Below are 24,058 nucleotides of genomic sequence, written 5' to 3'. Positions count from 1 at the left end.
GGTTGGAAGACAGGGTGCCGCATCGGGCATCCGTGACGCCTCGGGAGGGCGGTGCACTCGCCACATGTGGGCATGTGGTATTGGCATTTTCCAACATCAGGAGGAGACAACTTGGACAAGATCTGGCTGAAGAGCTATCCCCCGGGCGTGCCCGCCGAGATCGATCATCATCAGTTTGCGTCGCTGGCCGACTTGTTCGAACAAAGCGTGCGCAAGTACGCCAGCCGCACCGCCTACATCAACATGGGCAAGGCGATCAGCTATGAAGAGCTCGATCGCCTGTCGGCAAGGTTTGCCGCCTTTTTGCAAAGTGAGTTGCGTTTGCCACGCGGTGCGCGGGTGGCACTGATGATGCCCAACTTGCTGCAGTACCCGATTGCCATGTTTGGCAGTCTGCGCGGCGGCTATACGGTGGTCAATGTCAACCCGCTATATACCGCGCGGGAATTGGAACACCAGCTCAAGGATTCCGGCGCGGATGCGATTGTGATCCTGGAGAATTTCGCTCACACCCTGGAGCAGGTGTTGCCCAAGGTGCCGGTGCGGCATGTCATTGTGACCAGTCTTGGAGAGATGCTCGGGTTTCCCAAGCGCGTCATCGTCAATTTCGTGGTGCGGCGGATCAAGAAGATGGTGCCCGCCTGGCACATCCCTGGCCATGTGCGCTTTATGGCTGCACTCGAACGAGGCGCGCGGCACACGATCTTACCGGTCGAACTCGGGCATGACGACATCGCCTTCTTGCAATACACCGGTGGCACCACTGGCGTGGCCAAAGGGGCGGTGCTCACGCATGGAAACATCGTCGGCAACCTTCAACAGGCCCACGCCTGGATCAAACCCTATGTGAAAGAAGGCGAAGAGGTAATCATCACCGCCTTGCCGCTCTATCACATTTTTTCGCTCACCGCGAACTGCCTGACTTTTTTCAAGATCGGCGCCACCAATGTGCTGATCACCAATCCGCGGGACATTCCCGGTTTCGTCAAGGAACTCGCCAAGCATCCTTTTACCGTGATCACCGGGGTCAATACGCTGTTCAACGCGCTGCTCAACAATGCGGATTTCGCCAAGCTCGATTTTTCCCGATTCAAGATTGCGCTCGGCGGAGGCATGGCGGTGCAGCAGGCGGTGGCCGACAAGTGGAAACAGGTGACCGGCAAAGTGCTCTACGAAGCCTACGGCCTGACCGAAACCTCGCCCGCGGTGACCATCAACCCGCTCGACTTGACTGAATTCAATCACTCCATAGGGCTGCCGGTGCCGTCAACCGAAGTCAGTATTCGCGATGACGAAGGCAATGAAGTGGCCCTGGGGCAGCGCGGCGAACTGTGCGTGCGTGGCCCGCAGGTCATGAAGGGTTACTGGAATCGCCCCGAGGACAGCGCACGGGCGTTTACCGCGGACGGATTTTTCCGCACTGGCGACATCGCGGTGATGGATGAGCGGGGTTTCATACGCTTGGTGGACCGAAAGAAGGACATGATCCTGGTCTCCGGTTTCAACGTGTATCCGAACGAGGTCGAAGATGTGGTGGCCAGCCATCCCGGGGTGCTGGAAGTGGCTGCGGTTGGCGTGCCGGATGAGCGTAGTGGGGAGGCTGTCAAGGTATTTGTGGTGAAGAAAGACCCAGCGCTGACTGCCGAGGAGATCGTGGCGCATTGCCGAAAGAATCTGACCGGTTACAAGGTGCCGCACCATGTGGAATTCAGGGATGAACTGCCCAAGACCAACGTCGGCAAGATTTTGCGCAGGGCGCTGCGTGATGAGTCGGCGCATGGTGGCTGATGTTGCGACCGTCTGGTCATGAGCGGCCCACGCAGAAGCGCAAAGGTCTTGCCATGTGCCGTGATTCGTGATTTGATGAGCGCCTTGATCTGTCAAGAAAGCCCGATGTCCTTCTTTAAGCGCGCCCTCGCTGTAGTTCTGTCGGTACGTGTAGTAGTACGCGTAGGCGGTTGCGCGTCGTAGCGGGACAGGAAAACAGGCAGATCACCGAATCCAAAACCCCCGTCGGCGCGCAGGCCGGCGGGGGTTTTTTGTTGTGCCGCCGGTCTTGACGCTGCGGACTCTTCCAGGAGATTAAAAATGATACAAATGACCGGCGCCGAGCTGATCGTGCGCCTGCTCGAACGCCAAGGCGTGCGTACCGTCGCCGGCATTCCCGGTGGCGCCATTTTGCCGTTGTACGATGCGCTGTCCGGCAGCGCCTCGATTCGTCACATTTTGGCACGCCATGAGCAGGGCGCTGGCTTCATTGCGCAGGGTATGGCGCGGGTGTCCGGGCGGCCGGAGGTGTGTTTTGCCTCCAGTGGTCCGGGAGCCACCAATCTGGTCACCGCAATCGCCGATGCTCGGCTGGACTCGATCCCGCTGGTGGCGATCACCGGTCAGGTGCCGTTGTCGATGATCGGCACCGACGCCTTTCAGGAAGTCGATATCTACGGCATGACCGTGCCGATCACCAAGCACAATTTCCTGGTGCGTTCGGTCGAAGAGCTGCCCGAAGTCATTCCCGCTGCCTTTCGTATCGCCATGTCCGGCCGGCCTGGTCCGGTTTTGGTCGATGTGCCCAAGGATGTGCAGAACGCGCGCATCGTACTGGACGACTTTCCGCCGGTGGCCATGCCCGAGCCGCGACCTGTGTTGGACATGGCAGCAATCGAAGAAGCCGCCAGGCTGATCAACGACGCCGAGCAGCCGGTGCTCTACCTTGGCGGTGGGGTGATCCATTCCGGCGCCGCCCGACAGGCGGTGTCGTTGGCCGAGCAGGCCGGCCTGCCGACGACAATGACGCTGATGGCTCTGGGGGCGATGCCGATGGATCATCCGCTGTCGATCGGCATGCTGGGCATGCATGCCGCACGCTACACCAACTTCGTGCTGGAGGAGGCCGATTTGCTGGTTTGCGTCGGCGCGCGCTTCGATGATCGTGCCATCGGCAAGGCGTCGCAGTTCTGCCCCAAAGCCAAGGTCGTTCATATCGATGTCGACCGTTCGGAACTGCACAAAATCCGGCAGGCGCACGTGGCCATCAACGGCGACGTGGTCCAGGTGCTGGAGGCTTTGCTGCCGCGTGTTCAGGCGCAGCTGCGCAAGCGCTGGCTCTCCCATGTGGAAAGCCTCAAGAGCCGCTTCCCGGTAGAGTGGGCCGAGCAAGACGATCCGCGCAGCCACTACGGCCTGGTGCGTGCGGTGGCCGCCGCGGTGGGCGACGACGCCGTGGTGACCACCGATGTCGGCCAGCATCAGATGTGGGTGGCTCAAGCCTATCCCTTCCGCCGCCCGCGCCAGTGGTTGACTTCCGGTGGCCTGGGGACCATGGGTTTTGGTGTTCCAGCGGCCATCGGTGCCGCGTTGGCCGCCCCCGAGCGTACCGTGGTGTGTTTTTCAGGCGACGGCAGTTTCAAGATGAACATCCAGGAACTTGCCACCCTGGCCGAGGAATGGCTCAACGTGAAGATCGTGCTGATGAACAACAACTCGCTGGGCCTGGTGTACCAGCAGCAAAACCTGTTCTACGGCAAACGCGTGTTCGCCTCCAAGTACCGGGGTACGCCGGACTTCGTGAAGATTGCCGAAGGTTTCGGTGTGCCGGCGGTCGATCTCGATACCGCGGCCAATCCGCGCGGCACGCTGGCGCAGGCGCTTGCAACGCCAGGCCCGTGCCTGATCCATGTATCCATCGACCGCGAGCAGTTCGTCTATCCCATGGTGCCGCCGGGCGCGGCCAACACGGAAATGATCGGAGGTTGACCATGATCGAACAAGTCGCTGAACCATTGCAGCAGTCCGGCTTTGCCAAGGTGATCCTGGAAATCGATGTGAACAATCATCCTGGCGTGATGAGCCATATCTGCAACCTTTTCGCCCGGCGCGCGTTCAATGTCGAGGGCATTTTGTGCATGCCGGTCTCCGATGGCAGGCGCAGCCGTATTTGGTTGCTGGTGTATGAAGATCAGCGCCTGGAGCAGATGATTCGCCAAGTCGAAAAACTGCAAGACGTGCTTTCGGTGCGTCGTCATGGCGCAGAGCACGAAGTTTTCGAGCGTCTGGAGGATTTTTTCCGCTAAGCCCTTCGGGCAGTCCAGGGCGTAGCGGGGCACTGTGCTACACTCGGCCGCCCCGCGCCCGCATTCTTGAACACGAGTCCGCGATGTCCGGCAACACTTTCGGCAGACTGTTTACGGTTACGTCTTTCGGTGAATCCCATGGCCCCGCGATCGGGTGCGTAATCGACGGTTGTCCGCCGGGGCTGGCCTTGAAAGCCGCCGACATCCAGGCTGAACTGGATCGGCGCAAACCGGGCACGTCCCGCCATGTCACCCAGCGCCGCGAGCCCGACGAGGTGGAGATTCTCTCCGGTGTGTTCGAAGGAGTGACCACTGGCACTCCGATTGCATTGCTGATCCGTAATCAGGATCAGCGCTCCAAGGACTACGGCAACATCTCTGAAACCTTCCGTCCGGGGCACGCGGATTACCCTTACTGGCAGAAATACGGCATCCGCGACTACCGCGGCGGCGGGCGTTCTTCGGCGCGTGAGACCGCGGTGCGGGTAGCGGCCGGCGCAGTGGCCCGCAAGTGGCTGTATGAGCGCTACGGAATCGTGATTCGCGGCTGGATGGCGCAGCTTGGACCGATCGTCATCCCTTTCGTGTCCTGGGACGAGATGGACAATCCCTTTTTTGCGCCCAACGCGGCCATCGTGCCCGAACTCGAAGCCTATATGGACGCCTTGCGCAAGTCGGGCGATTCCATAGGCGCGCGCATCAACGTGATCGCCTCCGGCGTGCCGGTGGGCTGGGGCGAGCCGGTCTATGACCGTCTGGATGCTGACATCGCCCATGCAATGATGGGCATCAACGCGGTCAAGGGGGTGGAAATCGGCGCCGGCTTTGCCTGTGTCACCCAGCGTGGCTCCGAGCACGGCGACGAACTGACGCCGGATGGTTTTTTGTCCAACAACGCCGGTGGCGTGCTGGGTGGCATTTCCACCGGCCAGGACATTCTGGTCAGTGTGGCGATCAAGCCGACCTCCAGCATTCGCATCGAGCGCCGGTCGATCGACAAACAGGGGCACCCTGTGGCCGTGGCCACCCATGGCCGCCACGACCCTTGCGTCGGCATCCGCGCGGCGCCGATTGCCGAGGCCATGCTGGCACTGGTGCTGATCGATCACGCCTTGCGCCAGCGTGCGCAATGCGCCGAGGTGAGCACGGCCACGCCCAAGATCGCCGGGCTGGCGCCGCACGGTGTGCAGGCGGTTCCCAGTCCGCGCACCTGATACGGCCGTTTGCCGGATGCTGCCCTATTGGCGCCTGTCGGCTTACTACTTTTTCTATTTCGGCTTTGTCGGCGCGTTCTCGCCGTATTTCACGCTTTACTTGCAGTCGCTGCAGTTTACGGCGGCCGACATCGCGATTTTGATGTCGCTGATGCAGGTCATGCGCATCCTGGCGCCCAATCTGTGGGGCTGGCTGGCCGAGCGTGTCGGCGTGCCGGTGTTGATCGTGCGCTTGTCGGCCGTGGCAAGTCTGGCCGGTTTTGGGCTGTTCTTTCTGACCACCGAGTTTGCCGGCATTTTCGTTGGCATGGCGCTGATGGCTTTTTTCTGGAGCGCTGCGTTGCCGCTGATCGAAAGCGTGACTTTCAGCCACCTGGGCGACCAGGGGCATCGGTATGCAAGCATCCGGGTATGGGGTTCGGTCGGTTTTATCGTCGCGGTGCTGGGTATAGGCCATGCACTGGAGGATCTGCCGATCACGGCCACATTGTGGATGACCGCCTTGGTGCTGGCCGGCATCGTGCTGTGCGCTTTCTTGGTGCCGGATGCCGCACCGCCTGCCGTGCAGCGGGTGCCGATGAGTTTGCGCCAAGTTCTGGCGCGCGCTGAGGTGCGCGCCCTGCTGGGGGCGTGCTTTTTCATGTCGGCCGCGCATGGCGCATTGTATGTGTTCTATTCCATCCACCTGGTCGATAACGGCTATGGGAAGGCTTTGGTCGGGTGGATGTGGACCCTGGGCGTGGTGGCCGAGATCGTCGTTTTCCTCTTCATGCCGCGGCTGATGAAGCGCTACACCTTGCGCGCCATGTTGCTGGTCTCGTTTACCGCGGCAGTGCTGCGTTTTTTGCTGATCGGCTGGGGCGTGGGCAGTCTTGCGCTCTTGGTATTGGCCCAGCTGCTGCACGGGGCAACCTTTGGCGCCTATCACGCGGCAGCCATCGCCGCGATCAACCAGTGGTTTCCCGGCAAACTGCAATCCCGCGGCCAGGCGCTTTACGGCAGCCTGTCGTTTGGTGCCGGAGGGATGTTTGGCGGTTTGTTGAGCGGCCTGACCTGGGATGCGATCGGGTCGGCTTGGACCTACAGCCTGGGTTCGGCGTTTGCGCTCGCCGGCCTGCTTTGGCTCATCAAAGGTTGGCGGCCTGTGTTGCCGTCGATGCCCGCAAAGGACTGAGGAGAAGGCGTATGCAAGCGTTGTGGCGCAACGCGCTGCCGGCCCTGTTGGCCGCAACCATGGCCGTGGCGTGTCAGACGGTACGAACCACCGGAGGTGGGGCGGTGGGTGTCGAGCGCGAACAGATGATGATGGTTTCGGCACGCGAGGTCGAGCAGGCATCGGCCCGGCAGTATCAGCAGATACTGGCCCAAGCGCGTCAGCAAAACGCACTCAATCGTGATGCGGATACCGTCCAGCGGGTGCGCCGCATCGCCAATCGGCTGATTGCCCAGACGGGCGTGTTCCGTCAGGATGCGCCGGGCTGGTCATGGGAAGTCAATGTCTTGAGCGCCAAGGCGCTCAACGCCTGGTGCATGGCAGGCGGTAAGATCGCCATCTATACCGGACTGATCGATCAGCTCCGGCTCACCGACGACGAAATTGCCGCCGTGATGGGGCACGAAATCGCGCACGCGCTGCGGGAGCATGCGCGCGAACGCATCTCAAAGTCGGTGGCCACCGGCCTTGGCGTATCGTTGGCTGGCGCGTTGCTGGGAGTTGGTGAGGCCGGCCAAAGCCTGATGGGGGAGATCGCCAAGGTGACTTTTGAATTACCCAACTCCCGCCTGCATGAGACCGAGGCAGACCGTATCGGCATCGAACTGGCCGCGCGTGCCGGTTTCGATCCCCGAGCCGCGTTGACGCTGTGGGACAAAATGGCTGCACGTTCGGCGGCCGCTCCGCCCGAGTGGCTATCCACTCACCCCTCTCATGCCAGCCGTCGGCGCGACCTCCAAGACTACGCCCAACGGGTGATGCCGCTTTATCAGCAGGCTGGCGGACACCGGTAATGCCGCGGGTCTGCCGGCTATTCAGCCAAACGACCCTGTGAAATAATCAAAACCTTTACTTTTGCGCGGAACACAACGGATGGCACCCCAAACGCTGTACGAAAAGCTCTGGTCGAGTCATGTCGTCCACCAGGAGGCCGACGGCACGGCGCTGATTTACATCGATCGCCACCTGGTGCATGAAGTGACCAGTCCGCAGGCTTTTGAAGGACTCAAACTTGCAGGGCGCAAGCCATGGCGCGTCTCATCGATCGTCGCCACCGCCGACCACAACACGCCCACCGATCACTGGGAAGAGGGGATCAAGGACCCGGTCTCGCGCCAGCAGGTCGAGACTTTGGACGCCAATATCCGCGAAGTCGGTGCGTTGGCCTATTTCCCCTTCAAAGACCCGCGGCAGGGCATTGTTCATGTCATCGGTCCGGAAAACGGTGCCACCTTGCCGGGCATGACCGTCGTGTGCGGCGATTCGCACACCTCCACGCACGGCGCCTTCGCCTGTCTGGCGCACGGTATCGGTACTTCCGAGGTCGAACATGTGCTGGCAACCCAGTGTCTGCTGCAAAAAAAGTCCAAAACCATGTTGGTGCGGGTCGAAGGCGAACTGGGGCGCGGCGTGACCGCCAAGGATGTGGTGCTGGCCATCATTGGCAAGATCGGCACGGCCGGCGGCACCGGCTACGCCATCGAGTTTGGCGGCAGCGCGATCCGGTCGCTGTCCATGGAAGGACGCATGACCGTTTGCAACATGGCCATCGAAGCCGGTGCCCGTGCCGGCATGGTGGCGGTCGATGACACCACGATCGATTACCTGCGCGACAAACCTTTTGCACCCAAAGGCGCGCTATGGGATGCGGCCGTCCGTTATTGGCGCACCTTGAAATCCGACGAAGGTGCGGTGTTCGACAAGGTCGTCGTGCTGGATGCGGCCGGCATTGCGCCGCAGGTCACCTGGGGCACTTCGCCTGAAATGGTGACCAGCATCGATGGCTGTGTGCCGGACCCTGCGCAAGTGGCCGATCCGGTCAAACGCGAAGGCATGGAGCGCGCACTCAAATACATGGGACTGCAGGCGAACACCCCGATCCGCGACATCAAGGTCGATCAGGTGTTCATCGGCTCGTGCACCAATTCGCGCATCGAAGACCTGCGCGAGGCCGCTGCGGTGGCCAAGGGACGCCACAAAGCCGCCAATGTGCGCCGCGTGCTGGTGGTGCCGGGCTCTGGCCTGGTCAAGCGTCAGGCCGAAGCCGAAGGATTGGACAAAATCTTCATCGAGGCCGGTTTTGAATGGCGTGAGCCGGGCTGTTCGATGTGCCTGGCGATGAACGCAGACCGTCTGGAGCCGGGCGAACGGTGCGCGTCCACCTCCAACCGCAATTTCGAAGGCCGGCAGGGCGCCGGCGGGCGCACCCATCTGGTGAGCCCGGCCATGGCCGCAGCCGCCGCGGTGAGCGGCCATTTTGTCGACGTGCGCGCGCTCTGAGAACCAGGAGGACAGACAAGTCATGAAACCGTTTACCGTGCTCGATGCCATCGTGGCGCCGCTCGATCGTGCCAATGTGGATACCGATGCCATCATCCCCAAACAGTTTCTCAAGTCGATCAAGCGCAGCGGCTTTGGCCCCAATTTGTTCGACGAATGGCGCTATCTCGATGTTGGACAGCCGGGCCAGGATTGCAGCCGGCGGCCTTTGAACCCGGACTTCGTTCTCAATCAGGCGCGTTATCAAGGCGCGCAAATCCTGCTTGCGCGGGATAACTTCGGTTGTGGCAGCTCACGTGAGCATGCGCCGTGGGCCTTGGAAGACTACGGCTTTCGGGCGATCATCGCGCCAAGCTTTGCCGATATCTTCTTCAACAACTGTTTCAAGAACGGCTTGTTGCCGATCGTGCTGCCGGCCGATGTGGTCGATGAACTGTTCGGCCAATGTCAGGCCAACGAGGGGTACCGTCTCAAAGTGGACTTGGCTGCACAAACGATTACTCGTCCCGACGGGCAGTCCATCGTCTTTGAGGTCGATCCTTTCCGCAAGGAATGCCTGCTCAACGGTTGGGACGATATCGGCCTGACCTTGCGTCATGCCGACAAAATCCGCGCCTTCGAAGAGCAGCGGCGCGCGCAACATCCCTATTATTTCGCCTGAGCCTCACTGGGCGAGCCCTATAGCCTTGGAGAGATTGCATGAAAATTTGCGTACTGCCCGGTGACGGCATCGGTCCGGAAATTATTGCCGAGGCTGTGCGTGTGCTACGCGCGCTGGATCTGAAGCTTGAATTGGAAGAAGCGTTGCTGGGCGGTTGCGCGGTGGATGCGACCGGCAACCCCTATCCCGAGGCTACTTCAAAACTAGCGCGCGAAGCCGACGCGGTGCTGCTGGGCGCGGTCGGTGGGCCCAAATGGGACGGCTTGGCGCGTGAGCAGCGTCCGGAGCGTGGCCTGCTGGCCATTCGCAAGGAACTGGGCCTGTTCGCCAATCTGCGTCCGGCCATCCTCTATCCGGAACTGGCCAATGCCTCCTCGCTGAAACCGGAGATCGTCGCCGGCCTGGACATTCTGATCGTGCGCGAACTGACAGGCGATATTTATTTTGGCCAACCGCGCGGCATCGAAGTGCGCGACGGCGAGCGTTACGGCTTCAACACCATGCACTATACCGAAGCGGAGATCCGCCGCATCGGCCGCGTGGCCTTCGAGGCCGCGCGCAAGCGCAACAAGCGCTTGTGCTCGGTGGACAAGATGAACGTGTTGGAAACCACTCAGTTGTGGCGCGACGTGATGACCGAGCTGGCGGCGGAGTATCCGGACGTCGAGCTCTCCCATATGCTGGTCGATAACGCCGCGATGCAACTGGTGCGAGCGCCCAAGCAGTTCGACGTGATGGTTACCGGCAACATGTTCGGCGACATCCTGTCGGATGAAGCGGCCATGCTCACCGGCTCGATCGGTATGCTGCCCTCGGCCTCGCTGGACGAGCACAACAAGGGTTTGTACGAACCTTCGCACGGCTCGGCGCCGGACATTGCCGGCAAAGGCGTGGCCAACCCGCTGGCTACCATCCTGTCGGCGGCCATGATGTTGCGCTACACCTTCGCGCTGGAAGAAGCCGCGCAGCGCATCGAGGGTGCGGTGAAAAAAGTGCTGGCGCAGGGCCTGCGTACCGCCGATATCTTCGAGCCGGGCACGAAGAAGGTCGGCACGCGGGAAATGGGCGACGCCGTACTGGCGGCGCTGTAAGGTTCTAGGCATCAAGAGGAAGAGCGATGAACAAGGTTGGTCTGGTCGGTTGGCGTGGCATGGTCGGTTCCGTGCTGATGCAACGTATGGCGGAAGAAGGCGATTTTGCCCATATCGAGCCGGTGTATTTCTCCACCTCCAACGCCGGTGGCCAGGCCCCGGCTTTCGGTGGCAAGGAAGCGAGCGTGCCGCTGCAAGACGCGATGAACGTCGACGCGCTCAAGACTTGCGACATCGTCATCACCTGCCAGGGCGGCGACTACACCAAGGAGGTGTATCCAAAGCTGCGCGCCGCAGGCTGGAACGGTCACTGGATCGACGCCGCCTCCGCGTTACGCATGGCCGATGACGCGGTAATCATCCTCGACCCGGTCAACATGCCTGTGATCCAGGAGGCGCTCGCCAAAGGCGGCAAGAACTGGATCGGCGGCAATTGCACCGTTTCCTTGATGCTGATGGGGCTAGGGGGGCTATTCCGGCACGACCTGGTCGAATGGGTCTCGGCGATGACCTACCAGGCCGCTTCCGGTGCCGGTGCGCAAAACATGCGTGAGCTGATCGCGCAGATGGGTGCCATCCATGCCTCGGTGGCCGATCTGCTGGCCGATCCGGCCTCGGCCATCCTGGACATCGACCGCAAGGTGGCCGACACCATCCGCTCGGACGCCTTTCCGAAAAAGCACTTCCGCAACACCCCGCTGGCGGGCAGCCTGATCCCGTGGATCGACGTACCGGTCGAGCACGGTCAGTCGAAGGAAGAATGGAAAGGCGGGGCCGAATGCAACAAGATTCTCGGCAAACCGCCTTTCCGCAGCCCGGGCAGCATCCCGGTCGATGGTCTGTGCGTGCGCGTGGGTGCCATGCGCTGCCACTCTCAGGCGCTGACCATCAAGCTCAAAAAGGACGTACCCTTGGATGAGCTCACCGAGATCATTGCTAACGCCAACGACTGGGTCAAAGTGATCCCGAATGAACGTGAAGCCACCGAGCGCGAGTTGTCGCCGGCTGCGGTCACCGGCACGCTGTCCATCCCGGTGGGCCGGTTGCACAAACTGGCGATGGGGCCGGAATATCTTGGTGCCTTCACCGTGGGCGACCAGCTACTGTGGGGCGCGGCCGAGCCGCTGCGCCGGATGTTGCGCATCCTGCTCGAACGTTGATCGCTGTTTGGGCTGCGGGCGGTCGATCGACAAGCCGTCCGCGCCGTCCCCGAGCGCAACGGTGCACACATGGCTAGCTTCGGCTCTTTATCTTTGCCAAGAAACAATTGCTGCGCAAAGTTAAAGAAAATGCTAGATTGCTAGCCCAAGTCCATGATGCTATGTTCTTTATAGCTTGGCACCGGCAAGGGCACACGCATAAAACGATGAAAACTTTGCTCAAGGCATCCCTGATCGCCTCGGCGATCGCAGCCATCCCGTCCAGTGCACTGGCGCTCGGAGCCGGGCCGATCAATGTATTCAGTGGCTTGGGTCAGCCGTTGCGTGCTGAAGTACCGCTCTACGCAACGCCGCAGGAACTGCAATCGCTGTCTGCGCGTATCGCTTCGCCCGATGCTTTCCGCCAGGCCAACCTACCGTATTCTCCGGCGCTGAGCCAGGTACGGGTATCGGTCGAGCGTAGTGGAAACCAGCCGGTGTTGCGCATCACCAGTGACCGGCCGGTCAATGAACCTTTCCTGAATGTGCTGCTGGAGCTCAGTTGGGATGCCGGCCGGCTGGTACGCGAATACACTTTCCTGCTCGACCCGGTCTCTTTGCCACCGACCCGCACGCCTCAGGTCGCGCCGGTTGCAGCGCCCACACCCGCCCGCATCGCCCCAGCGGCTGCCGCTGGAACGGTGGCTTCCGGCAGTTACCGTGTGCAGCGGGGTGACACCCTGCGGCGTATCGCCGAGGCCAACCGACCGGCCGAGGTTACACTGGAGCAGATGCTGATCGCGCTGGCGCGGCAAAACCCGGCGGCTTTCGATAGTGGCAATATCAATCGCCTCAAGGCGGGCGCGGTTTTGCAGATACCCTCCGCCGAACAGGCCAGAGCGATCGACCACGCCGAGGCCCGGCGCGAAGTGATGGCCCAGGTGGCCGATTTTGATGCCTATCGACGCCGCTTGGCGGCAGCCGCGCCTGCGGCGACATCCGCCGATTCTTCCGGGCAGGCAAGCGAGGGCAAGATCACGCCGCGCGTAGAAGATGCCGCGCGCCCGGATACCGGTGCCGATCGGGTGCAGGTTTCGCGTTCGACCGATCAGGCGGGATCAGGTGATGTCGGCACGGCGGATCGGCTCAGAGTGCTTGAAGAGGATCTCGCCGCCCGCGACCGCGCACTCGATGAGGCAAATCAGCGTCTGGCCGATCTGGAGCGCAGCATCCGCGATCTGCAAAAGCTCATCGAACTCAAGAATGAACAACTCGCGCTGTTGCAGCAGCAGGCGGGTTTGAAGGCGCCGTCGGCCACCAATGCCCAGATGCCAGCGCAAGATGCGGCCAGCGCTACGTCAGATCAGGCGGCGCCCGCCACCCCGGCGCAGGTTCCTGCGGTCGAACCACAGGCGTCTGCGGTCGAGTCAAAGCCCGAGCCCCAGGCTGCGCAGCAGGCCGGGCTGGAAGCCGCGCCCAAGGCGGAGGATGCCGCCTCCAAACCGGAGGAGGCAGCTTCCAAGCCGCAAGCTGCGCCGCCGGCGGCCCGCAAGCCGGCTCCGCCGCCTGAGCCGCAACCGCAGCCGAGTTTCCTGGAAGAACTGCTTGGCGATCCGTTGATCTTGGGGGCCGGTGGCGGCGCGCTGGCGCTGTTATTGGGCTACGCGGGGTTCAAACTTCGTCAGCGCCGCAAGCACAATGAGCAGGCTGAGCCCTCAGCCTTGATGTCGCAGTTGCCCACCGGCCCCAATTCGGTGTTTGGCACAACCGGGGGCCAAAGCGTCGACACCACTAGCAGCAGCGTATTGCAAACGGATTTCAGCCAGTCCGGGCTGTCTTCGATCGACACCGATGAAGGTGTCGATCCGGTGGCCGAGGCCGACGTTTATATGGCCTATGGGCGCGATGCGCAGGCTGAGGAAATCCTGGTCGATGCACTGAAGGCCGATCCGGCGCGGCTGGCGATTTATCTCAAGTTGCTTGAACTTTACGCTGCGCGTAAGAGTACGAAGCAGTTTGAGACGATTGCCGCGGAACTTTATGCGCGCTCCGGTGGCGAAGGCGCGGAGTGGGACAAGGCCGCTGCGCTCGGCCGCGAGATCGATCCCGACAATCCGCTGTATGCCCAGATGCGCCAAGACCCGGCTACCCCGGAGGTGGCTTCCGACCGCAAGACCGGCAGTCAATCTGATCGTTCTGAGACACTGACTGCCGCTGCGGCCGGCGCCTTCGGGGCAGCGGCTGTTGCGGCGGACGACATGGGCAGTGAAACGCCTGCCGGTGCGCAGGAAGATGCCGCCCAGCCCGCCACGGTTGAGCAGGCCGAGGAGGAATTGCCCCAGTCTTTGGGCGCGTTGGAATTTGAACTACCTGACATCGAACCGGGGCAAACGGCCGTCGAACAGGCGGCTGCGCCTGCGACCGGGCAGACCGGGGAGACCCAGCTCAAGGATACCTGGACCATGCCAGGCGGCCAATTGGCGTTCACCGACACCGATACCGGAGCCGAGCCGGCCACCCCGGAGGCGTCGCTGCCTGAAATCGATCCGAATGTTTTGGATTTCAATCTGGACTTCGAGACGCCGGGAGCAGCCGAACCGCAAAGCGGGGCGGAGCCTGCGGAGCAGTCTTCCGAAGCGGATTTAATCACCGGCGGTGCAGAGCCTTCGTCGGGTGAGAACGCTGCCACTGACAGCGCTTTCATCGATCTGGATTTGCCGGCCGCCGAAGCCGTGGATTTCGACCTCGATGCACCGCAGGCGCCGGCCGGGCGGGCGGGCGAAGCCGGCGCCGACATGGCTGCCACCGTCATTGCCGGCGCCGACAGCTATGGTTCGGAGACCCAGGTCGAAGGGATGGAGGCCTATTCAGCGCCCAGCGGCGACGTGGTGGACCTGGAGGCGTCGAGTTTCGACACCAATCTGCTCGACTTCGATTTTGAACTCGACGCCCCGCCTGCCGGCGCGACCGGTGAGCCGCCTGCGCTTGATCTGTCCAACATCGATCTTGAACTCGAAGCACCGCAGCCGGAGCAATCCGGGGCGGGCGTGGCACCCAAGACGGCTGCAGACGCCGCGGTCTCGTCCATTGATGACGGTGCGGGCGGGCAGGAGGTCGACACCAAGCTCGAATTGGCCCGTGCCTATGAAGAAATGGGCGATAAGGAAGGTGCGCGGGAATTGCTCGAGGAAGTGCTGCGCGAGGGTAATGACAGCCAGCAAACCGCTGCGCGGGAACTACTCGCTCGCCTAGACTGAACCATGCCGGGGTGACCGGCGCCAGCGCACGGGCGGAGCCAGCTCCGCCCGTTTCTGTTTTTTCGCGTCACTCTGAACGGATGCTTGCGCGCCGCAAAGCGAGGCTGGATGGCCAGCCAATAGCGGAGCGTGAACACAAAGATGCATGCGGGTTTCTTGATTCTTTGCTGGATGTTCGGGGTAGGGGCCTTGCAGTTTCTTCAGCCCGTCATGCTGGCGGCAGCAGTCGGTGGGCTGACGGCCGTGGCGCTGGCCATTGCCCGTGGGCGTACCCTGCGTCTGTTGCGGAGGGTGCGTATTCTTTTGCTTGCCATCGTGGTGTTGTTCGCGGGTTTTACGCCGGGCGAAGCGGTGTTTCCGGACTGGCCGGCAATAAGCCCCAGCCGGGAGGGGCTTCTACAGGCTTTGACCCACGCCGGGCGCCTGCTCGCGGTCGTCTGTTGTGTGGCGATCTTACTTGAGCGCCTGCCCACCGAGCGGCTGATCGGCGGGCTTTACGCCTTGAGCCGACCGCTCGTGGTGTTCGGCTTGTCCGCTGAGCGGGTCGCTGTGCGGATGCTGCTGGTGCTGCGCTACGTCGACCGTTCCAACGCACCGGTGTGGCGCGATCTGCTCCATGACCCGGCCCCGAATGGGGACGCAACCGAGCGCCTGCAACTGCAGCGCGAACGACTCGGTTGGATCGAATGGGGGCTGTTTGTCGTCGGTGTTGGCGGTCTTGTATGGGTGTGGGGATGAAACGAATCGCGCTGGGCGTCGAATATGCCGGCGACGCATTTGTCGGCTGGCAGAGCCAGCCGGGCGGCGGTGCGGTCCAGGATGCGCTGGAGGGCGCACTCCGTGCGATCTGCGCCCACCCGGTGCGGGTGCATTGTGCCGGTCGTACCGATGCCGGGGTGCATGCCACTGCACAGGTGGTGCATTTCGACACTTCGGCCGAGCGTGCGCGCGGCGCCTGGGTGCGTGGCGTCAATGCCTTGCTGCCGCCTGCGGTGGTGGTGCGTTGGGCGGTCGAGGTCGACCAAAACTTTCATGCCCGCTATCGGGCCTGCGCCCGACGTTACCGCTACATTCTGCACAATGCCCCGGTGCGTCCGGCGCTGCTCGCACGCCGGGTGGGCTGGTTTCATGCGCCCTTGGATGTGGCGCGGATGGCCGAGGCTGCAGCCTGCCTGGTGGGGCGGCACGACTTCAGCGCCTTCCGGGCTGCGGGCTGCCAGGCGAAGACGCCGGTGCGCAATATGTACGAGGTGAGCGTGGTGCGCAGCGGAGCGTTCATCGTCTTCGATTTTCACGCCGATGGCTTTTTGCACCACATGATCCGTAACCTCGTCGGCGCGCTCTGCTATGTCGGCAAAGGGCGCCATCCGGTCGGCTGGATGGCGGACTTGCTTGCCAGCCGCGACCGCTCACGCGGCGCGCCAACTTTCTCGCCGGATGGGCTCTACCTATGTGGGGTGGACTATCCGTCGTGCTGGCCGCTGCCCGGTGATGGGCGTATCATCGCGCTGCCTCAGCTTCCCCTGCTCTGAATGTCCCGTACCCGTATCAAGATCTGTGGCCTGACCCGGCCGGATGATGTGCGCGCGGCCGTCGATGCGGGTGCGGACGCCATCGGGCTGGTGTTCTATCCGCCCAGCCCGCGCCATGTGGAGCTCAAGCAGGCTGCCACCTTGGCCGCATTGATCCCGCCTTTCGTCACCACGGTCGGCTTGTTCGTCAATGCCAGCGAAGCCCAGGTGCGGCGTGTGCTGGATACGGTACCGCTGCACATGTTGCAGTTTCACGGCGACGAAAGCGAGGCCGAGTGCGCCCGCTATGGACGACCCTGGATCAAGGCGGCGCGGATGCGCCCCGGAATCGATCTGCTAAAATTCGCGGCTTCCCATCCGGGGGCATGCGGTATTCTGGTCGACGCCTTCGTGGATGGTTACGGTGGCGGCGGCAAAGTCTTCGACTGGTCGCTGATTCCGGGCGGCTTTGACCGTCCGCTGGTGTTGTCCGGCGGGCTGACGCCGGACAACGTAGGCGATGCCGTGCGGCGGGTGCGTCCATGGGCGGTGGATGTGTCCAGCGGCGTCGAATCGGCCAAAGGCATCAAGGATGCCCGTCTGATCACCGCCTTTATCGCCGGAGTTCGCAATGCAGATGGCTGACACCCCTTATCAGTTTCCCGATGCCAACGGCCACTTCGGCCCCTACGGCGGCGTGTTCGTTGCGGAAACCTTGATTCCCGCGTTGGAAGAGCTGGGCCGGGCCTATGCCGACAGCCTGCGCGACCCGGCCTTTTGGGCCGAATACCACTACGAACTCAAGCACTATGTCGGCCGGCCCAGTCCGATCTACCATGCCAAGCGCTGGTCAGAACGGTTAGGCGGCGCGCAGATCTACCTCAAACGCGAGGATTTGAACCACACCGGTGCTCACAAGGTGAACAACTGCATCGGTCAGGCGCTGCTCGCCCGACGCATGGGTAAGCCCCGGGTGATTGCCGAGACCGGTGCCGGTCAGCACGGCGTGGCCACCGCTACCGTGGCGGCGCGCTACGGCATGCAGTGCGTGGTGTATATGGGGGCCGAGGATGTCAAGCGTCAGGCCGCCAATGTTTATCGGATGAAGCTGCTGGGGGCCACCGTGGTGCCGGTGGAGTCCGGCTCCAAGACTCTCAAAGATGCGCTCAACGAAGCGATGCGCGACTGGGTCACCAATGTGCACGACACCTTCTACATCATCGGCACGGTGGCCGGGCCTCACCCCTATCCGATGATGGTGCGCGACTTTCAGGCAGTGATCGGCAAGGAGTGCATCGAGCAAATGCCCGAGATGACCGGCCGCCAGCCTGACTATGTGATCGCCTGCGTCGGTGGCGGCTCCAACGCCATGGGCATCTTCCACCCTTATCTGGCGCACCAGTCGGTGCGCCTGGTGGGTGTGGAGGCGGCCGGCGACGGGCTAGACAGCGGTCGGCATGCGGCCTCGCTCACTGCCGGGCGTCCTGGTGTGCTGCACGGCAACCGCACCTATCTGTTGCAGGACGAGGACGGCCAGATCATCGAAACCCATTCGGTCTCCGCCGGACTCGACTATCCGGGCGTCGGCCCTGAGCATGCCTGGCTGAAAGATTCCGGACGTGCCGAATATGTCGGCGTCACCGACAGCGAGGCGTTGCAGGCTTTTCATGACCTTTGCCGCTTCGAGGGCATCATCCCGGCGCTGGAATCTTCCCATGCGCTCGCCTATGCGGCCCGGCTCGCTCCGCAATTGGCGCGCGACAAAATCCTCTTGGTCAATCTGTCCGGGCGCGGCGACAAGGATATGCATACCGTTGCCGAACGTTCCGGCATCCAATTCTGATTTTGCGCTGGGGCATGCACCGGTATGCCCCGACGTATGAAGACGAACATGTCGAAAATCCACGATTGTTTCCAACGCCTGCGCGCGCAAGGGCGCAAGGCGCTGATTCCGTTCATTACCGCCGGTGACCCCGATCCCGCCGCCACCGTGGCGCTGATGCATGCGCTGGTCGAAGGCGGTGCTGACGTGATCGAACTCGGTGTGCCGTTCTCCGACCCGATGGCCGATGGCCCAACCATTCAGCGCGCTTCCGAGCGTGCGCTGGCCAAGGGCATGACCCTGCGCAAGGTGCTGGAGCTGGTGCGCGAGTTCCGCCGCACCGACAGCGACACGCCGGTGGTGCTGATGGGTTACGCCAATCCGATCGAGGCCATGGGGCCGCAAGTGTTTACCAATGCCGCCCAAAGCGCCGGCGTCGACGGCGTGTTGGTGGTGGATTATCCGCCGCAGGAGTGCAAGGCATTTGCCCAGACGCTAAAGAGCGCCGGCCTGGACCCGATTTTTCTGCTCGCGCCGACTTCGTCCGAACAGCGCTTCGCCGAGGTGGCGGCCGCCGGCAGCGGCTACATTTACTACGTGTCGCTCAAGGGTGTGACCGGGGCGGCGAATATCGATCTCGATGAGGTGGCCGCTCGCATCCCGCGGATCCGCGCGGCGGTGGGCATGCCGGTGTGCGTCGGTTTTGGCATCCGCGATGCGGCCTCGGCGCGACGCATCGGCGAGATGGCCGACGGTGTGGTGATTGGCAGTCGCATCATCGAAGAAATCGAACACAGCGCGCCTGCAGAGGTGCTCGTCCGGGTGCGCGAGTTCATCGCTGGCATCCGCAAGGCCCTGGATCAGATCGGAGAAACCACCCGATGAGCTGGTTGCAAAAACTGCTTCCCCCCAAGATCAAGCGCGCGGCCATGAGCGCGCGCAACAAATCCATTCCGGAAGGGCTGTGGAGCAAATGCAGCGCCTGCGAGGCAGTGCTTTACCGCTCGGACCTGGAGACCAACCTCAACGTTTGCCCCAAGTGCGGACATCACCAGCGAATTCGCGCGCGCGCGCGTCTGGACATGCTGCTCGATGCCGAAGGGCGCAGCGAGATCGGTGCCGAGGTCATTCCGGTCGATCCGCTCAAATTCAAGGACTCCCGACGCTACACCGAGCGTCTGTCGGCCGCCAGCAAGGAAACCGGCGAGGCGGACGCATTGGTGGTCATGCAGGGCGCCATTCTCACCGTGCCGGTCGTGGTGGCCTGCTTCGAGTTCGATTTTCTGGGCGGTTCGATGGGCTCGGTGGTGGGCGAGCGTTTCGTGCGCGGCGTCAAAGCTGCCTTGGAGCAGCGCCTGCCATTTATCTGCATCACCGCTACCGGCGGCGCGCGCATGCAGGAAGGGCTGTTTTCACTGATGCAGATGTCCAAGACCACCGCTGCGGTCACCCAGCTTGCGCATCGCAAACTGCCTTTCATTACCATCCTGACCGATCCCACCATGGGCGGGGTCTCGGCGAGCTTCGCCTTCATGGGCGATGTGGTGATGGCCGAGCCCGGTGCGCTGATTGGCTTTGCCGGGCCGCGGGTCATCGAGCAGACCGTGCGTGAGAAGCTGCCGGAAGGCTTTCAGCGGTCCGAATTTTTGCTCGAAAAGGGCGCCATCGATTTGATCGTCGACCGTCGCCAGATGCGCGCCAAATTGGCCGAGTTATTGACCTTGCTGACCCGCCAGCCGGCGGTTCGGCCCTGATGGTCCAACCATGACTGCGCGCACTGAGCCTTCTACCGTCGACGGTTGGTTGGCGTTGATCGAGCGGCGCCACGGGCAAAAGATCGAGCTTGGGCTGGAACGGGTGCGATCAGTGCGCGATGCGCTCGGGGCGAACAGCAACGCGCTGGTGCTCACCGTCGGCGGCACCAATGGGAAGGGGTCGACCTGTGCCATGCTGGAATCCATCCTGTTGGCTGCGGGCTATCGTGTGGGCTGCTATACCTCGCCACATCTACTGCGCTACCACGAACGGGTGCGCATCGATGGCCGCGAGATTGGCGATGCGGCGCTGACCGACGCCTTTGCCGCGGTCGAGCGGGCGCGCGGCGACACCCCGCTGACCTATTTCGAACACGGCACGCTCGCCGCTTGGTTTGCCTTTTGCCAGCAGCCGCTGGACGCGGTGATTCTTGAAGTCGGTCTCGGCGGGCGGCTGGATGCGGTCAATGTCTTCGATGCCGATTGCGCCATCGTCACCAGCATCGCCTTGGATCACATGGAATACCTGGGCGACACAAGGGAGCGGATCGGTTTCGAGAAGGCTGGCATTTTCCGCAGCGGACGTCCCGCAGTATGTGGCGACCCGCAACCGCCGGTCAGTCTGCTCGCCCACGCCGAGGCCATTGGTGCGCGGCTATGGGTGAGTGGGCGCGACTTCGGCTTTGGCGGCGACCGCCAGCAGTGGGGCTACTGGCGCTATGCCGCGCCCCCGGCTCAGGGCGCGTTGATTCGCCGCGCAGGGTTGGCCTACCCGGCGCTGCGCGGGGCTAACCAGTTGCTCAACGCTGCGGCGGCGATCACCGCGCTGGAACAACTGCGCGAGCGACTGCCGGTGTCGATGCAAGCGATCCGACAGGGGCTGATGCAGGTCGAGGTGCCCGGTCGTTTTCAGGTTTTGCCGGGGCGCCCCGCGGTCGTACTGGATGTGGCGCATAACCCGCAGGCCGCCGGTGTGTTGGCCGAGAACCTGGGCAACATGGGCTTTTATCCGGACACCTGGGCGGTGTTCGGCATGTTGGCCGACAAGGATGTCGATGGTGTCGTGGCGTTGATGCGCGAGCGGGTGGATCACTGGCTGCTGGCCTCGCTGCCGGGGCCGCGCGGCCTGCAGGCCGAGGCGCTTGCGGGGCGTTTGCGCGCGGCCGGTGTGGACAACGATCTGCGCTGTTTCGACTCCCCGGCGGCAGCGTTTGCCGCAGCGCAAAAGAGCGCGGCCGAGGGTGATAGAATCGTGGCCTTTGGTTCGTTTCTGACCGTGGCTGACGTCCTTGCAGCCGTCCACGCGCAACGTCATTGAGATCGTCTCACGATGGACACTGACAACCTCGAGCTCAAGAAACGCTCGCGGCGACGCTTGGTGGGCGCAGCGGCGCTGGCGCTGCTTGCCGCCATCTTGCTGCCGATGGTCATGGACCAAGAGCCGCGCGCACCCAGTCAGGACATCCAGATCACCATTCCGAGCCGCGACGCCGAAATATCCCGTCCGATCGCCGGGCGTGGGCCGGTCGACCCCGAACCGGATCTGGCCCCACCGCCGCAGGAGCAACCGCCCGCACAAACTTCGCCGGAAGCGCCGGTAACGGCTACGGCGGATAAGCCCCCGGCATCGCCGCCTGCACCGCCGAGTGCGCGCACGGCACTGCCTGCGCCTACACCGGCGTTGCCACCGGCGAAGCCGCCGATGGATGAGGCCGCCCGTGTGCGCGCCATCTTGGAGGGCAAGGTTCCGCCGCCGCCTGCTGCCGGTGACGGCTTCATCGTGCAGGTTGCGGCGTTCGGCGAGGCTGGCAAGGCGTCGGCGCTGGCCAATGAGCTCAAAGCAAAGGGATTCCCTGCGTACACCGAAAAAGCCGGTGCGGTGACACGTGTGCGGGTCGGCCCCTATGGCGCGCGCGCCGAAGCCGACCGTGCCGCTGAACGCCTCAAGGCGCTCGGCCAGAGTCCGGTGGTGGCGGCGCGTTGATACCTTGAGCCATGACGGTTTTCGATTATGTCTTTCTCGGCATCCTCGGGCTGTCGGCCGCCGTGGGCCTGTGGCGCGGGCTGGTGAGCGAAGTCATGGCGCTGCTCGCCTGGGTGTTGGCGGTGTTTTTGGCCTGGCGCTATGCGCACATGGCCGCACCGCTGTTTTCCAACTGGATTATGGAGCCGGCGTGGCGTCATGTAGCCGGTTTCGTGGCGGTCTTTGTGGCGGTGCTGTTGGTGGCTGCACTGTTGCGGTTTTTGTTGCGCGAGTTGTTGCGCGCCATCGGCTTGGGGCCGGCCGATCGTCTGTTTGGCGCTTTTTTTGGGCTGGTGCGCGGGTTGGCGATTGCATTGGTGATTGTGTTGCTGGGGGGGCTTGCAGGCATGTCGCGTGAGCCCTGGTGGTCGGACGCCTTGTTCGCCCCTCCGCTCGAGACGGCGGTGATTGCCGCCAAACCGTGGCTGCCGGATGCGGTGGCCGATCGACTTCGTTTCAGATAGGCAGATCTTCCATGTGCGGAATCCTCGGGGTGGTCGCCACCTCTCCAGTGAATCAGTTGCTCTATGACGGCTTGCAGGTGCTCCAGCACCGGGGGCAGGACGCGGCGGGCATTGCCACCTCCGAAGGGGGGCGGTTTCACATGCACAAGGGCTCAGGCTTGGTGCGCGACGTATTCCGCACACGTAATATGCGCAACCTCAATGGCAATTGGGGCATTGGCCATGTGCGCTATCCAACTGCCGGGTCGGCCTATAACGCCGCCGAAGCGCAGCCGTTCTATGTCAATTCGCCCTTTGGTCTGCTATTGGCGCATAACGGCAATCTGACCAACTCCGAGGAACTCAAGCGCGAGATGTTCCTCGCCGATCTGCGGCATATCAACACCAATTCCGACTCCGAAGTATTGCTCAACGTGCTGGCGCACGAGCTGCAGCACGCCACCAACGGCCTCAAGCTCGACGAGGAAGCGGTTTTCCGGGCAGTGGCCGGGGTGCACCGGCGTTGCCGCGGCGCCTATGCCGCGGTGGTGATGATTGCCGGCTATGGTTTGCTGGCTTTTCGTGACCCCTACGGCATCCGCCCGCTGGTGATCGGCCGTAATGACACCGCCGAGGGTGTCGAATGGATGGTGGCATCCGAATCGGTGGCGCTGGATGTGCTCGGGTTCAAGCTGCTGCGCGATGTGGCGCCGGGCGAGGCCATTTTGGTCGACACCGCAGGCAACTTCAAAAGTCGCCAGTGCGCCGAACATACCGTGGCGGCGCCGTGCATGTTCGAGTTCGTTTATTTGGCGCGGCCCGATTCGATCATCGACGGTGTGTCGGTCTATGAGTCGCGGGTCAAGATGGGCGAATATCTTGCCGAAAAGCTCAAGCGCACCATGCCGCATACAGCCATCGATGTGGTCATCCCGATTCCCGACTCCAGCCGTCCTGCAGCCATGGAGATGGCGCACAAACTGGGGTTGCCGTATCGCGAAGGATTTGTCAAAAACCGCTACATTGGTCGCACCTTCATCATGCCGGGGCAAGCCACGCGCAAGAAGTCGGTGCGTCAGAAGCTCAACACCATCCCGCAGGAATTTCGCGGCAAGAATGTGCTGCTGGTCGATGATTCCATCGTACGCGGCACCACCAGTAAAGAAATCGTCAACATGGCACGCGAGGCAGGGGCGACCAAAGTCTATCTGGCCTCGGCGGCGCCACCGGTGCGTTTTGCCAACGTATACGGTATCGACATGCCCACCCGCGGCGAGCTGATCGCATCGGAGCGGGACGAGGCGCAGATCTGCGCCGAAATTGGTGCCGATGGGCTGATCTATCAGGACCTGGAAGATCTCAAGGCCGCGGTGCGGTCGGTGAATCCGGCAATCAGCGCGTTCGAGACCTCCTGCTTCGATGGCTGTTACATTACCGGTGACATCACCGCCGAGTATTTGACCGGGGTCGAGAGCCAGCGCGGCGAGGCCAAACCGGCCAGTGCCCAGCATGACGATCCGGACGATGGCCAACTGGATCTGAACCTCGTGACTCACAACGACCACTGACCGGCGGGC

Annotated in this window: 21 protein-coding genes; all 21 read left to right on the top strand. The window is 62.8% G+C overall.

Annotated features, from left to right (window positions below; all coding sequences use genetic code 11):
* Positions 1-111: 111 nt before the first annotated feature.
* The 21 genes from fadD to purF all read left to right on the top strand — a co-directional run bounded on the left by fadD (position 112) and on the right by purF (position 24,049).
* On the top strand, positions 112-1,788 hold the full coding sequence (gene fadD / locus DIE29_RS10275; RefSeq protein ID WP_114649830.1) for a long-chain-fatty-acid--CoA ligase FadD: 1,677 nt from the start codon (positions 112-114) through the stop codon (positions 1,786-1,788).
* Between the two features lie 300 nt (positions 1,789-2,088).
* Positions 2,089-3,756 (top strand): acetolactate synthase large subunit, encoded by a 1,668-nt coding sequence (gene ilvB, locus DIE29_RS10270; protein WP_108079758.1) that lies wholly within the window; start codon positions 2,089-2,091, stop codon positions 3,754-3,756.
* Positions 3,757-3,758: 2 nt separating this feature from the next.
* The gene (gene ilvN / locus DIE29_RS10265) at positions 3,759-4,073 is read left to right on the top strand and encodes an acetolactate synthase small subunit (protein WP_102041186.1); all 315 of its coding nucleotides are present in this window, start codon (positions 3,759-3,761) and stop codon (positions 4,071-4,073) included.
* 83 nt (positions 4,074-4,156) lie between these two features.
* Positions 4,157-5,287: a chorismate synthase gene (gene aroC / locus DIE29_RS10260; RefSeq protein WP_114649829.1), complete on the top strand. Its 1,131-nt coding sequence runs from the start codon at positions 4,157-4,159 to the stop codon at positions 5,285-5,287.
* A gap of 16 nt (positions 5,288-5,303) precedes the next feature.
* Complete coding sequence (locus DIE29_RS10255) at positions 5,304-6,461, top strand: MFS transporter (RefSeq protein WP_114649828.1); 1,158 nt, start codon at positions 5,304-5,306, stop codon at positions 6,459-6,461.
* Between the two features lie 11 nt (positions 6,462-6,472).
* Positions 6,473-7,294, top strand: coding sequence for a M48 family metallopeptidase (locus tag DIE29_RS10250; protein ID WP_102041189.1), 822 nt, complete (start codon positions 6,473-6,475; stop codon positions 7,292-7,294).
* Positions 7,295-7,373: 79 nt separating this feature from the next.
* A complete protein-coding gene (gene leuC, locus DIE29_RS10245; protein WP_102041190.1) occupies positions 7,374-8,780 on the top strand; it encodes a 3-isopropylmalate dehydratase large subunit in 1,407 nt (468 codons plus the stop codon).
* A gap of 22 nt (positions 8,781-8,802) precedes the next feature.
* Positions 8,803-9,441 (top strand): 3-isopropylmalate dehydratase small subunit, encoded by a 639-nt coding sequence (gene leuD / locus DIE29_RS10240; protein ID WP_102041191.1) that lies wholly within the window; start codon positions 8,803-8,805, stop codon positions 9,439-9,441.
* A 38-nt stretch (positions 9,442-9,479) separates the two neighbouring features.
* A complete protein-coding gene (gene leuB, locus DIE29_RS10235) occupies positions 9,480-10,532 on the top strand; it encodes a 3-isopropylmalate dehydrogenase (protein WP_102041192.1) in 1,053 nt (350 codons plus the stop codon).
* A 26-nt stretch (positions 10,533-10,558) separates the two neighbouring features.
* Complete coding sequence (gene asd / locus DIE29_RS10230) at positions 10,559-11,692, top strand: aspartate-semialdehyde dehydrogenase (protein ID WP_102041193.1); 1,134 nt, start codon at positions 10,559-10,561, stop codon at positions 11,690-11,692.
* A 206-nt stretch (positions 11,693-11,898) separates the two neighbouring features.
* A complete protein-coding gene (locus DIE29_RS10225; protein ID WP_114649827.1) occupies positions 11,899-14,928 on the top strand; it encodes a FimV/HubP family polar landmark protein in 3,030 nt (1,009 codons plus the stop codon).
* Positions 14,929-15,069: 141 nt separating this feature from the next.
* Positions 15,070-15,666 (top strand): CbiQ family ECF transporter T component, encoded by a 597-nt coding sequence (locus DIE29_RS10220; protein ID WP_102041195.1) that lies wholly within the window; start codon positions 15,070-15,072, stop codon positions 15,664-15,666.
* Positions 15,663-16,460, top strand: coding sequence for a tRNA pseudouridine(38-40) synthase TruA (truA, locus tag DIE29_RS10215; RefSeq protein WP_102041196.1), 798 nt, complete (start codon positions 15,663-15,665; stop codon positions 16,458-16,460). Before DIE29_RS10220 ends, truA begins: the two co-directional genes overlap by 4 nt.
* Entirely contained in the window at positions 16,461-17,084 is a 624-nt protein-coding gene (locus tag DIE29_RS10210; RefSeq protein WP_102041197.1) for a phosphoribosylanthranilate isomerase, read from the top strand.
* Positions 17,071-18,282 carry a tryptophan synthase subunit beta gene (gene trpB, locus DIE29_RS10205; protein WP_102041198.1) on the top strand — a complete coding sequence of 404 codons (1,212 nt, stop codon included), beginning with the start codon at positions 17,071-17,073 and terminating at the stop codon, positions 18,280-18,282. Before DIE29_RS10210 ends, trpB begins: the two co-directional genes overlap by 14 nt.
* 48 nt (positions 18,283-18,330) lie before the next feature.
* The gene (gene trpA, locus DIE29_RS10200; RefSeq protein WP_102043114.1) at positions 18,331-19,146 is read left to right on the top strand and encodes a tryptophan synthase subunit alpha; all 816 of its coding nucleotides are present in this window, start codon (positions 18,331-18,333) and stop codon (positions 19,144-19,146) included.
* Positions 19,143-20,015 carry an acetyl-CoA carboxylase, carboxyltransferase subunit beta gene (accD, locus tag DIE29_RS10195; RefSeq protein ID WP_102041199.1) on the top strand — a complete coding sequence of 291 codons (873 nt, stop codon included), beginning with the start codon at positions 19,143-19,145 and terminating at the stop codon, positions 20,013-20,015. Before trpA ends, accD begins: the two co-directional genes overlap by 4 nt.
* A 10-nt stretch (positions 20,016-20,025) precedes the next feature.
* Positions 20,026-21,333: a bifunctional tetrahydrofolate synthase/dihydrofolate synthase gene (gene folC, locus DIE29_RS10190; RefSeq protein ID WP_102041200.1), complete on the top strand. Its 1,308-nt coding sequence runs from the start codon at positions 20,026-20,028 to the stop codon at positions 21,331-21,333.
* Between the two features lie 12 nt (positions 21,334-21,345).
* Positions 21,346-21,999: an SPOR domain-containing protein gene (locus DIE29_RS10185; protein ID WP_102041201.1), complete on the top strand. Its 654-nt coding sequence runs from the start codon at positions 21,346-21,348 to the stop codon at positions 21,997-21,999.
* A gap of 11 nt (positions 22,000-22,010) precedes the next feature.
* A complete protein-coding gene (locus DIE29_RS10180) occupies positions 22,011-22,502 on the top strand; it encodes a CvpA family protein (protein ID WP_102041202.1) in 492 nt (163 codons plus the stop codon).
* 11 nt (positions 22,503-22,513) lie between these two features.
* Complete coding sequence (purF, locus tag DIE29_RS10175; RefSeq protein ID WP_102041203.1) at positions 22,514-24,049, top strand: amidophosphoribosyltransferase; 1,536 nt, start codon at positions 22,514-22,516, stop codon at positions 24,047-24,049.
* The last annotated feature ends 9 nt before the right edge of the window (positions 24,050-24,058 follow it).

It is taken from the genome of Pseudothauera hydrothermalis, assembly GCF_003345255.1.
GTDB lineage: Bacteria > Pseudomonadota > Gammaproteobacteria > Burkholderiales > Rhodocyclaceae > Pseudothauera > Pseudothauera hydrothermalis.
Note: the sequence above shows the minus strand (reverse complement) of the source record. Positions and strands in the feature narration are given on the sequence as shown.

What these genes read in the sequence shown, in the direction of transcription:
- ilvB (WP_108079758.1), top strand. Translation starts at nt 2,089, where the DNA reads ATGATACAAATGACCGGCGCCGAGCTGATCGTGCGCCTGCTCGAACGC.
- ilvN (WP_102041186.1), top strand. Translation starts at nt 3,759, where the DNA reads ATGATCGAACAAGTCGCTGAACCATTGCAGCAGTCCGGCTTTGCCAAG.
- aroC (WP_114649829.1), top strand. Translation starts at nt 4,157, where the DNA reads ATGTCCGGCAACACTTTCGGCAGACTGTTTACGGTTACGTCTTTCGGT.
- DIE29_RS10255 (WP_114649828.1), top strand. Translation starts at nt 5,304, where the DNA reads ATGCTGCCCTATTGGCGCCTGTCGGCTTACTACTTTTTCTATTTCGGC.
- DIE29_RS10250 (WP_102041189.1), top strand. Translation starts at nt 6,473, where the DNA reads ATGCAAGCGTTGTGGCGCAACGCGCTGCCGGCCCTGTTGGCCGCAACC.
- leuC (WP_102041190.1), top strand. Translation starts at nt 7,374, where the DNA reads ATGGCACCCCAAACGCTGTACGAAAAGCTCTGGTCGAGTCATGTCGTC.
- leuD (WP_102041191.1), top strand. Translation starts at nt 8,803, where the DNA reads ATGAAACCGTTTACCGTGCTCGATGCCATCGTGGCGCCGCTCGATCGT.
- leuB (WP_102041192.1), top strand. Translation starts at nt 9,480, where the DNA reads ATGAAAATTTGCGTACTGCCCGGTGACGGCATCGGTCCGGAAATTATT.
- asd (WP_102041193.1), top strand. Translation starts at nt 10,559, where the DNA reads ATGAACAAGGTTGGTCTGGTCGGTTGGCGTGGCATGGTCGGTTCCGTG.
- DIE29_RS10225 (WP_114649827.1), top strand. Translation starts at nt 11,899, where the DNA reads ATGAAAACTTTGCTCAAGGCATCCCTGATCGCCTCGGCGATCGCAGCC.
- DIE29_RS10220 (WP_102041195.1), top strand. Translation starts at nt 15,070, where the DNA reads ATGCATGCGGGTTTCTTGATTCTTTGCTGGATGTTCGGGGTAGGGGCC.
- truA (WP_102041196.1), top strand. Translation starts at nt 15,663, where the DNA reads ATGAAACGAATCGCGCTGGGCGTCGAATATGCCGGCGACGCATTTGTC.
- DIE29_RS10210 (WP_102041197.1), top strand. Translation starts at nt 16,461, where the DNA reads ATGTCCCGTACCCGTATCAAGATCTGTGGCCTGACCCGGCCGGATGAT.
- trpB (WP_102041198.1), top strand. Translation starts at nt 17,071, where the DNA reads ATGCAGATGGCTGACACCCCTTATCAGTTTCCCGATGCCAACGGCCAC.
- trpA (WP_102043114.1), top strand. Translation starts at nt 18,331, where the DNA reads ATGTCGAAAATCCACGATTGTTTCCAACGCCTGCGCGCGCAAGGGCGC.
- accD (WP_102041199.1), top strand. Translation starts at nt 19,143, where the DNA reads ATGAGCTGGTTGCAAAAACTGCTTCCCCCCAAGATCAAGCGCGCGGCC.
- folC (WP_102041200.1), top strand. Translation starts at nt 20,026, where the DNA reads ATGACTGCGCGCACTGAGCCTTCTACCGTCGACGGTTGGTTGGCGTTG.
- DIE29_RS10185 (WP_102041201.1), top strand. Translation starts at nt 21,346, where the DNA reads ATGGACACTGACAACCTCGAGCTCAAGAAACGCTCGCGGCGACGCTTG.
- DIE29_RS10180 (WP_102041202.1), top strand. Translation starts at nt 22,011, where the DNA reads ATGACGGTTTTCGATTATGTCTTTCTCGGCATCCTCGGGCTGTCGGCC.
- purF (WP_102041203.1), top strand. Translation starts at nt 22,514, where the DNA reads ATGTGCGGAATCCTCGGGGTGGTCGCCACCTCTCCAGTGAATCAGTTG.